Origin of the sequence: Streptomyces sp. E11-3, assembly GCF_046540415.1 — a bacterium.
Lineage (GTDB): Bacteria > Actinomycetota > Actinomycetes > Streptomycetales > Streptomycetaceae > Streptomyces.
In genome coordinates this window covers 270,577-280,407 of sequence record NZ_JAZGRL010000002.1, presented here as the reverse complement: position 1 = coordinate 280,407, position 9,831 = coordinate 270,577, and the positions used below count along the sequence as shown (strand labels likewise).

8 protein-coding genes are annotated in these 9,831 nt (G+C 70.5%); 5 read left to right on the top strand and 3 right to left on the bottom strand.

The genetic code is table 11. The features are described 5' to 3' along the window. Window positions 1-183: 183 nt before the first annotated feature. From U9R90_RS20020 to U9R90_RS20010, 3 genes are read left to right on the top strand one after another with little or no spacing between them, the layout of a single operon-like run. Window positions 184-1,764 (top strand): phytoene desaturase family protein, encoded by a 1,581-nt coding sequence (locus tag U9R90_RS20020; protein WP_411058018.1) that lies wholly within the window; start codon window positions 184-186, stop codon window positions 1,762-1,764. A gap of 54 nt (window positions 1,765-1,818) precedes the next feature. Further along, a complete protein-coding gene (locus tag U9R90_RS20015) occupies window positions 1,819-2,937 on the top strand; it encodes an NAD(P)H-dependent flavin oxidoreductase (RefSeq protein WP_411058017.1) in 1,119 nt (372 codons plus the stop codon). 10 nt (window positions 2,938-2,947) lie between these two features. Further along, window positions 2,948-4,531, top strand: coding sequence for an acyl-CoA synthetase (locus U9R90_RS20010; protein WP_411058016.1), 1,584 nt, complete (start codon window positions 2,948-2,950; stop codon window positions 4,529-4,531). 70 nt (window positions 4,532-4,601) lie between these two features. Here the strand turns inward: U9R90_RS20010 and U9R90_RS20005 are convergent, their stop codons facing one another. Beyond that, on the bottom strand, window positions 4,602-4,982 hold the full coding sequence (locus U9R90_RS20005; protein ID WP_411058015.1) for a winged helix-turn-helix transcriptional regulator: 381 nt from the start codon (window positions 4,980-4,982) through the stop codon (window positions 4,602-4,604). A gap of 96 nt (window positions 4,983-5,078) precedes the next feature. Between U9R90_RS20005 and U9R90_RS20000 the strand changes: the two genes are divergently transcribed. Next, window positions 5,079-5,486 carry a RidA family protein gene (locus U9R90_RS20000; RefSeq protein ID WP_411058014.1) on the top strand — a complete coding sequence of 136 codons (408 nt, stop codon included), beginning with the start codon at window positions 5,079-5,081 and terminating at the stop codon, window positions 5,484-5,486. A gap of 151 nt (window positions 5,487-5,637) precedes the next feature. Beyond that, on the top strand, window positions 5,638-6,606 hold the full coding sequence (locus U9R90_RS19995) for an aldo/keto reductase (RefSeq protein ID WP_411058013.1): 969 nt from the start codon (window positions 5,638-5,640) through the stop codon (window positions 6,604-6,606). A 16-nt stretch (window positions 6,607-6,622) separates the two neighbouring features. Here the strand turns inward: U9R90_RS19995 and U9R90_RS19990 are convergent, their stop codons facing one another. Then, on the bottom strand, window positions 6,623-7,504 hold the full coding sequence (locus U9R90_RS19990) for a S1 family peptidase (RefSeq protein WP_411058012.1): 882 nt from the start codon (window positions 7,502-7,504) through the stop codon (window positions 6,623-6,625). A 137-nt stretch (window positions 7,505-7,641) separates the two neighbouring features. After that, window positions 7,642-9,786 (bottom strand): autotransporter-associated beta strand repeat-containing protein, encoded by a 2,145-nt coding sequence (locus U9R90_RS19985; RefSeq protein WP_411058011.1) that lies wholly within the window; start codon window positions 9,784-9,786, stop codon window positions 7,642-7,644. Between the last annotated feature and the right edge of the window lie 45 nt (window positions 9,787-9,831).

The following is a 9,831-nucleotide window of genomic DNA, read 5'->3' as shown; positions in this document are numbered from 1 at the left end:
CCCGGCAAGGCTGTGCCCGCCCCGCACGCCCCGCGGCCCAGGCGGGCGGCCCGGCCAGCGGTCGGCCCGGCCCGCACGGGCCAGGGCGCGGGCGCAGGCATGTCGCGTGGCGACCGGCCAGCCCTCCGCCCGGCCCGGAGTGTTCCGGTGTCGCCACCAGCGCCTCGCATGCTACGAAGAGTCATGCCTGTCCCACGCCCCTACGACGCCGTGATCGTCGGCGCCGGACACAACGGCCTCGTCGCCGCCGCCTACCTCGCCCGCGCCGGACGCCGCGTCCTGGTCCTGGAGCGCCTGGACCACACGGGCGGCGCGGCCGTGTCGACCCAGGCCTTCGCCGGGCTCGACGCGCGGCTCTCGCGCTACTCGTACCTGGTCAGCCTGCTGCCGCGGAAGATCGTTCGGGACCTCGGACTGACCTTCGCGGTCCGTAAGCGGGACGTGTCCTCGTACACGCCGACCGAGCGCGACGGGCGGGCCACCGGGCTGCTGGTCGCGGGCGGCGCGGCCCGTACCCGCGAGGCCTTCCGGCAACTCACCGGCTCGGACCGGGAGTTCCAGTCCTGGCAGCGCTTCTACGCCAACACCGCCAAGGTCGCGGAGCGTGTCTTCCCGACGCTCACCGAACCCCTCCCCACCCGCGTCCGACTGCGTCACCGCGTCGATGACGAGGCCGCCTGGCGGATGCTCTTCGAGGAACCGATCGGCGCCGCCGTCGAGGCGTACTTCGCCGACGACCTGGTGCGCGGCGTCGTCCTCACCGATGCCCTGATCGGCACCTTCGCCGACGCGCACGACCCCTCGCTGCGGCAGAACCGCTGCTTCCTCTACCACGTCATCGGCGGCGGAACGGGGGACTGGGACGTTCCGGTCGGCGGCATGGGCGCGCTCACCGACGCCCTGGCCCGCGCGGCCCGCGACGCCGGCGCCGAGATCGTCACCGGCCGCGAGGCGACCCGTATCGAGACCGACGGCATCCGCGCCGAGGTCACCTATCGGACGGACGAGGGCGAGGCCACCGCCGCCGCCCGGCACGTCCTGGTCAACGCCTCGCCCGAGGCACTCGCCGCCCTGCTCGGCGAGACGCCCCCGCCGCACGCCGAGGGCGCCCAGCTCAAGGTCAACATGCTGCTCACGCGGCTGCCGAGGCTGCGCGACGCGTCGGTCGACCCGCACGAGGCCTTCGCCGGCACCTTCCATGTCGCCGAGGGCTACGAGCAGTTGGCGACGGCCTACGCCCAGGCGGCCGCGGGCGAACTGCCCACGGCTCCGCCATCGGAGATCTACTGCCACTCGCTCACCGACCCGTCGATCCTCGGCCCCGACCTCGTGGAACGCGGCTACCAGACGCTCACCCTCTTCGGCCTGCACACCCCCGCCCGGCTCTTCACCCACCACCACGACGCCGTACGCGAGGAACTGCTCAAGTCCACCCTCGCGCAGCTGGACGCACACCTCGCCGAGCCGCTCGCCGACTGTCTGGCCACCGACGCGGACGGCAGGCCGTGCATCGAGGCCAAGTCCCCCCTCGACCTGGAGCGCGAACTGCGGCTGCCCGGCGGCAACATCTTCCACCGTGACCTGGCCTTCCCCTACGCCACCGAGGACAGCGGCCGTTGGGGCGTGGAGACCGCGCACCCCAACGTCCTGCTGTGCGGCGCGGGAGCGGTACGCGGCGGCGGAGTGAGCGGCATCCCCGGGCACAACGCGGCGATGGTGGTCCTGGAGAGCGGCGACAACGGCGCAGCAGCCCCATCGATCTGACACTCCATCAGAAAATCTCTTCCCTCGGCGGCGGCGCTGCGGCATCCTGCGCTCATGCAGACGGAGCTGAGCAAGCAACTGGGAGTCGAGCACGCCATCTTCGGCTTCACGCCGTTCCCCACCGTGGCCGCCGCGATCACGCGCGCCGGTGGGTTCGGGGTGCTCGGCGCGGTCCGTTACACGGCACCCGACGACCTCAAACGCGACCTCGACTGGATGCAGGACCACACCGACGGCAAGCCCTACGGACTCGACGTCGTGATGCCCGCCAAGAAGGTGGAAGCCCCAGGGAATCAAACACTGACCGAGGCGGACGTGGAAGCCATGATCCCCGCCGCACACCGCCAGTTCGTGCAGGACACCCTCGCCAAACACGGCGTCCCCGAGCTCGCCGAAGGCGAGGCATCGGGCTGGCGCATCACCGGCTGGATGGAGCAGGTCGCCCGCAACCAGCTCGATGTCGCCTTCGACTATCCGATCAAGCTGCTCGCCAACGCGCTGGGTTCACCGCCCGCCGACGTCATCGAACGCGCCCACCAGCAGGACATCCTGGTCGCCGCGCTCGCCGGCAGCGCCCGGCACGCCCGCAAGCACGCCGACGCGGGCATCGACATCGTGGTCGCCCAGGGCTACGAGGCGGGCGGCCACACCGGCGAGATCGCCTCCATGGTGCTCACCCCGGAAGCCGTCGAGGCCGTCGCCCCGCTACCGGTGCTCGCGGCGGGCGGCATCGGCAGCGGCGAGCAGATAGCCGCCGCGCTCGCACTCGGCGCACAGGGCGTCTGGCTCGGCTCGCTGTGGCTGACCACCACCGAGGCCGAACTCCACTCCCGCAAGCTGACCGAGAAGCTTCTCGCGGCAGGCTCCGGGGACACCGTCCGCTCCCGCGCCCTGACCGGCAAGCCCGCACGTCAGCTGCGTACCGAATGGACCGACGCCTGGGACGACCCGCAGGGTCCGGGCCCGCTGCCCATGCCGCTCCAGGGCCTGCTGGTCGCCGAAGCCGTGTCCCGTATCCAGAAGTACGAGGTCGAGCCGCTGCTCGGCACTCCGGTCGGCCAGATCGTCGGCCGGATGAACTCCGAACGCAGCGTGCGGCAGGTCTTCGACGACCTCACCCGCGGCTTCGAGCGCGCCATCGACCGCGTCAACCGCATCGCCGGACGAGCCTGAGGAGAGCCCTATGCCGACAGCGACAGGAGCAACAGGCGCGTCAGCGGCCACCGCACCCAACGGCTTCTGGGCGCAGGCCACGGCGGACCCGGAGCGTACGGTCCTGATCGCCCCCGACGGCGAGGAGTGGACCGCGGGCAGGCTGCACGCGGACGTCAACCGGCTGGTACACGGGCTGCGCGCCGCGGGCCTGGAGCGCGGTGACGCCTTCGCGGTGGTGCTGCCCAACGGCGTCGCGTTCTTCACCGCCTATCTCGCCGCCGCCCAGGCCGGGTTCTACCTCGTCCCCGTCAACCACCACCTCATCGGCCCGGAGATCGCCTGGATCGTCTCCGACTCGGGCGCCAAGGTGCTCATCGCCCACGAGCGCCTCGCCGACGCGGCCACCGCGGCCGCCGACGAGGCGAAGCTCCCCGCGAGCCACCGGTACGCGGTCGGCGCGGTCGCCGGATTCCGCCCGTACGCCGAACTCCTGGCCGGACAGCCCGAGTCGGTCCCGTCCGACCGCACACTCGGCTGGGTCATGAACTACACCTCGGGCACCACGGGCCGCCCGCGCGGCATCCGCCGCCCCCTGTCGGGCAAACTCCCCGAAGAGTCCTACCTCGGCGGCTTCCTCGGCATCTTCGGCATCAGGCCGTACGACGACAACGCCCACCTGGTGTGCTCGCCGCTCTACCACACCGCGGTACTCCAGTTCGCGGGCGCGTCGCTGCACATCGGCCACCGGCTGGTGCTGATGGACAAGTGGACACCCCAGGAGATGCTCCGCCTCATCGACACCCACCGGTGCACCCACACGCACATGGTTCCCACCCAGTTCCACCGCCTGCTCGCCCTGCCCGACGACATCCGCGCCACGTACGACGTGTCCTCCATGCGGCACGCCATCCACGGCGCCGCGCCCTGCCCCGACCACGTCAAACGCGCCATGATCGACTGGTGGGGCACGTGCGTCGAGGAGTACTACGCGGCCAGCGAGGGCGGCGGAGCCTTCGCCACCGCCGAGGACTGGCTGAAGAAGCCCGGCACCGTCGGCAAGGCCTGGCCGATCAGCGAACTCGCCGTCTTCGACGACGACGGCAACCGGCTGCCGCCCGGCCAACTCGGCACCGTCTACATGAAGATGACCACCGGCGGCTTCCGCTACCACAAGGACCAGGCCAAGACCGACAAGAACCGCATCGGCGACTTCTTCACCGTCGGCGACCTGGGCATCATCGACGAGGACGGCTACCTCTTCCTGCGCGACCGCAAGATCGACATGATCATCTCGGGCGGGGTCAACATCTACCCGGCCGAGATCGAGTCCGAACTCCTCAGCCACCCCGCGGTCGCCGACGCCGCGGTCTTCGGCATCCCGCACAGCGACTGGGGCGAAGAGGTCAAGGCGGTCGTCGAACCCGCCGACGGATACACGGCAGGGGACGCCCTCGCGGCCGAGATCCTGGCCCACTGCGAACGGCGCCTGGCGGGCTACAAACGCCCCAAGAGCGTCGACTTCGTGGAGGCGATGCCCCGCGACCCCAACGGCAAGCTCTACAAGCGGCGACTGCGCGACCCGTACTGGGAGGGCCACCAGCGAGCGATGTGAACCGGGCCGCGGATGCGGATGCGAGTGCGGGTGCGGTGACCAGCTATTCGACCGTCGGCGTTCTCTACGCTCAGGCGTCGAAGCGGCGGCGGGAGGCCTCGATCTGACCGAGGTACCGCTGGGTCCAGCCGCACATTCCGTCGACCGTCGCCCGTAGGCCCCGGCCCGGCTCGGTGAGGGTGTACTCGACCCGTGGCGGCACGGTGGGGTGCACATTCCGCTCGACCAGGCCGTTGCGCTCCATCATGCGCAGGTTCTGGGTGAGCATCTTGTGGCTGATGCCCTCGACCTCGTTCCGCAACTCGCTGAAGCGCAAGGTGCGATCACCGAGGACCTCGATGATCAGAAGCGCCCACTTGTTGGCGACGTCCGAGAAGATCTCCCGCGCCAGCGAGTCCGCGCGCGTCAGGTCCGCGTCCGTGGGCAAGCCCTTGAACTGCTTGGTCACCATCAGGTTCCCCAGTCACTAAAAAGTGCGTTCTTCCATGTCAGCGGCCACTCTCCTACGGTTCCTGAGTAACCACAAGAGACCGAAAAGGCGGGCAACATGGCCATCACCCTGGTAAACCCCAGCGGACTACCGGAAATCGACGCCTACCGGCAGGTGTCGATCGCCTCCGGGTCGAAGATGATCTTCATCGCCGGGCAGGTCGCCTGGGATGCCGACGGGGTCACGGTCGGCGAAGGCGACCTCGCCGCTCAGGTCGAGCAGTGCTACCTCAACATCGGCACCGCCCTGGCCGAGGTCGGTGCCTCCTACGACGACGTGGCGAAACTGACCGTCTACGTCGTCGACTGGACCCCGGACAAGATGCCCCAGCTCATGGAAGGAATCACCCGGGCGGCCACGAAACTGGGCGTCACCCCGGCACCCCCGGCCACCTTGCTGGGCGTCGCGGCACTGGACGTACCCGACCATCTCGTGGAGGTCGAAGCCACCGCGATCATCGACTGAACCGGCGTTGTCCGCTCCCGGCGGGCCGCAGCCACTTATTCGATTGACGCCCGGGAAACCGCTCTCTACGGTCAAGCCCGGCCACCTGGAAGGTGGTTGACCGACGTACGGGACAACAGGGCGGCCCGGGTGCCGTCGAGGAGGTCATGCGATGCGCGGGCGCACACTGGGCCGCGGTGGACCCGAGGTGTCCGAGATCGGCTACGGAGCCTGGGGTATCGGCCAGAACTCCTGGAAGGGGTCGACGGAGGACGAGTCCGTACGGGCCCTGCACCGGGCCATCGAGCTCGGCGTGAACTTCATCGACACCGCACGTGGGTACGGGCAGAGCGAGCGGATCGTCGGACGGGCCCTGCGCGAACTGGGCGGCGGCGCGGAGGTGCGGGTCGCCACCAAGGTGCCGCCGCGGATCAAGCTCGGCTACGACGACCACGCGGTCCACCCCGACGAGGCGTTCTCCGCGGCGCACATCCGGGAGAGCCTGGAGACGAGCCTGGCGGAACTCGGCCGGGACCACGTGGACGTCCTGCAGTTCCACATGTGGTTCGACACCTGGACCGACCGGGGCGAGTGGCGGGAGACCGTCGAGGCCCTCAAGGCGGAGGGAAAGATCCGCCTCTTCGGCATCTCGGTCAACGACCACCAGCCCGACAACGCCCTGGCGCTGGTCCGCAGCGGTGCCGTCGACACCGTGCAGGTCATCTACAACATCTTCGACCAGGAACCCGCCGACGCGCTGCTGCCCGCCTGCCAGGAGCACGGCGTCGGCGTGATCGGCCGGGTCGCCCTCGACGAGGGCGGCCTGACCGGGCAGATCACGGCCGGTACGACCTTCCCCGAAGGGGACTGGCGCCACCGCTACTTCCGAGGCGATCGCCCCGCCGACGTCGAGCGCCATGTCGACGCGATCGTAGGGGACCTGGGGATCGCCCCGGAGGAGATCGCGGAGACCGCGCTGCGCTTCGTCCTCAGCCACCCGGCCCTCTCCACGGTCATCGCGGGCATGCGCAGCGTACGCAACGTCGAACGCAACGCGGCGGTGGGCGACGGGCGCCCGCTCACCCCGGACCAGCTGGCCATCCTCGCCAAGCACCGCTGGCAGCGGAACTACTACACCTGACGGCGGCGGATGCGGATCAGTAGATGCTGACCTTGTACTTGGCGAGCGCCTCCGGCACGGGCTGGTAGAACGTCGTGCCGCCGACGCTGCAGTTGCCGCTGCCGCCGGACGTGAGGCCGAGAGCCTTGGTGCCGTCGTACAGGGCGCCACCGGAGTCGCCCGGCTCGGCGCACACATTGGTCTGGATCATGCCGCGGACCGTACCGCCGCCGCTGTAGTGGACCGTGGCGTTGAGCCCGGTGACGGTGCCGCTCCTGGTGCCGGTGGTGGAGCCGCTGCGCTTGACCGACTCGCCCACGTAGGCGTCGGCGGCGGTGAAGCCGCCGGGGTGGCTGAGCGAGCCGTTGTCGTAGCGGACCAGGGCGTAGTCGTTGTTCGGGAAGCTGGACCCGACCGTCGGGCCGATCAGCGTGCTCTGCGCGGAGTTGGTGTACCAGGTCTTGACGACCTTGCCGCAGTGGCCGGCCGTGAGGAAGTAGTAGGTGCCGCCCTTGACCACGTTGAATCCGAGGGAGCAGCGGTAGCCGCCACCGTAGATGGCGTCGCCCGGGCCGAGCAGCCGGGTGAACGTGCCCGGGGTGCGCTCGATCCGCAGCGCGGCCGCCTCGGCGCCCGCCGCCTTCTTGATCTTCGCGATCTCCGCGGTGGACACCGTGCTGTCGGCCGTCACGACGACCTGCCCCGCCGCCTGGTCGACGTACCAGGCGGTGCCGCCGACGTCCGCCTTGAGCACGGCCTGGTCGGCCTTGGCGAGCTGTTTCGCGCTATACGTCTGCGGGGTGGCCGCACCCGCGCTCGGCAGGCCGATCGCGGTGGTCGCGAGCAGCCCGGCCGCGATGGTGAGCAGCCCGACGCGTCGTCTGACGCCGGTACGGAGGGTGTTGCGCGTGTTCCTCACTGATCTCCTCCTCGGGAGTGGTGGACCCCGGTGGATTGGGGTCCCGTGAGGCACCATCAGGTGACGTGCTCCTGACAGGCGCTGTCGTGAGTATGGAGAGGCGGCCGAGCGCGCACAAGACCTCCGCCGACGTCCCGTCACCGGCGTCTCGTGCCCCCGCCCGCGGCGCGCCGACGCCCCCGCCCGTGGAACCGCCTGCGCAGCACCACGGGCAACAGCAGCGCCGCCAGGACCAGCGGCAGCGCCAGCGGCCACCAACTGCCCGTGCCGCCGCTCTTGCCCTGTGCGGCGGTGGTGTCGGTGCTCTCCGGGGCCGCCGCGTCGGCGCGCCCAGCGGACGGAGACGGAGAAGGCGACGGGCTCGCGCCCGCTTCGGTCAGTACGACGTCGTTGCCGTCGCCACCCCGGTAGCTGATCTGGTACTTGGTGTCCGCGACCTTGAGTTCGGCGCCTTCCCGGAGGCCGGTGAAGGTGCCGGAGACCGCTGACTTCCCGGCGTGGTCAAGCACGGTGATCGTGCCGGGCGTTGCGGGGGCGCCGGACGCGGCGGAGCCTCCGGACGCGGCCGAGTTGCCGGTCGCGGCTGTCACGTTCAGTTTTCCGGAGAGCCGGACCCTGCCACCGACCTTCAACGGCTTGCCGTCGCCACGCACGTTGAGCGAACCACCCTCGCGCTGCGTGTAGTTACCGGTGACCGTCAGCGCGCCCCCGACCTTGCCCTCGCTCGTCACTGAGCCGACCACACTGCCCTTGCCGGTGAGCGAGGTGGCGAGGCGTAGCGTCCCGCCCGTCGCCTTGCGTACGTCGAGACGCGCCTTCGGAGAGGTGAGGCGGATCGCCTTGCTACGGGAGAGCGTGCCGCCGTCGGCGAGCGCGAGGGTGCCCTTGCTGACCGTCGTCGGCCCGCTGTAGGTCACGTCCGGACCGGTCAGCGTGGTCCTCGCGGCGCCCGACTGGGTGAGCGAGCCGCCGCCGCTGATCCGGGACAGCTTGACGGGTGTGGTGGTATTGCGGACGACCAGCGAGCCGTCGTTGACGATCCGGCGGCGCGGGGTGCCGGTCATCAGCGAGCCGTCGCCACCCCGCTTGCCCGAGCCGAGCCGCAGCACCGCCCCCTTCTGCACGGTGGTCGAGCCGTCGTAGTACTGCCGGGCGGCGAAGGTGACGTCATTGCCCGGCGTGCCCTTGATGACGATGTCCCCGGCACCGGGCGCGGAGAGGGTGTCATGGAAGACGCCGCCGCCGATCGGCGCGCCCAGCGTCACGGGGCCGTTGTAGTCGAAGGTGAGCCGGGAGCGCTCGCGCGCAGCGAGGAGATTGATGTAGACCGTGTCGGCGGTACCCGGCATGAAGATCTTGTTGGTGGTGCCGTCGCCCCACTGGACGTTGGCGCCCTTGATGTTGGTGCCGCGCTTGTTCCGGTCGTGCGGGATCTTCCGCCAGTTGATGGCGGGGTCGCTGAGTGAGGGGTTGGTGTCGCCGCCCTGGTCGGAGTGGCTGTACTGCCCGGTCAGCACGACCTTGCTGCCGGGTCTGGACTGGACGTTGATATCGCTGCCGTACTCCCGCTGGTAGAAGTTCTGGCGCAGCGTGACCGTCTGGTTCAGCGGGGTGTCGACGGTCCAGGTGCCCTGGTTGAGTACGGCCCGGGCGTGTGGCAGCGCCACCGCGTACTCGGGCTTCCCGGCGTGCAGCTGAGTGCCGTTGTCGATCACCCCGGAGAACGGATGGGTGCCCGCCAGGTCCCACATGCCCCACAGGAACCGCGGCTGGGTGATCAGCCCGGAGCCGCTGATGGTGCCCAGGTGGTAGGTGCTCTTGAGGGACAGCCGCAGCGTGCCGTCGACCCTGACGTTGAGCTGGTTGTGCCGGTAGCCCGGTGTGTCGTACGGGAAGTGGCCGATCAGACCGGCGTTGCCGCCCGAACCGTACTGCAGGGTCGCGCCGCGCTCGACGGTGACGGCGGGCGGGTCCGGGTTGCCGACGGTGCTGTACGGGTGGTTGCCGCCCTGTGTCCTGACCACCTGCCGCTGCCGTGACTTGGGCAGGGTGAAGTCGCTGTCCTTGGTGAGGACGAGCGTGCCGCTGCCGCGCACCGTGAGCGTGCCCTCGCCGCGGAACACCCCCGCGTAGGTGGTGGTTCCGGCCGGGACCGTCACCACGGTGTCCCCGTCGAGCGTCACATCACGGTCGTCGAGCACCGCGGCCGTCACGTCCCGTGCCCCGGCGGGTGCCGACCTCGCGCCCGGCGCTGCCGCCGCTGCCGCGACAAGGACCGCCACGAGCACTCCTGCTGTTGCTCCCGCCCTGCGGGTGTTGCCGTTCAC

What these genes read in the sequence shown, in the direction of transcription:
- U9R90_RS20020 (WP_411058018.1), top strand. Translation starts at nt 184, where the DNA reads ATGCCTGTCCCACGCCCCTACGACGCCGTGATCGTCGGCGCCGGACAC.
- U9R90_RS20015 (WP_411058017.1), top strand. Translation starts at nt 1,819, where the DNA reads ATGCAGACGGAGCTGAGCAAGCAACTGGGAGTCGAGCACGCCATCTTC.
- U9R90_RS20010 (WP_411058016.1), top strand. Translation starts at nt 2,948, where the DNA reads ATGCCGACAGCGACAGGAGCAACAGGCGCGTCAGCGGCCACCGCACCC.
- U9R90_RS20005 (WP_411058015.1), bottom strand. Translation starts at nt 4,982, where the DNA reads ATGGTGACCAAGCAGTTCAAGGGCTTGCCCACGGACGCGGACCTGACG.
- U9R90_RS20000 (WP_411058014.1), top strand. Translation starts at nt 5,079, where the DNA reads ATGGCCATCACCCTGGTAAACCCCAGCGGACTACCGGAAATCGACGCC.
- U9R90_RS19995 (WP_411058013.1), top strand. Translation starts at nt 5,638, where the DNA reads ATGCGCGGGCGCACACTGGGCCGCGGTGGACCCGAGGTGTCCGAGATC.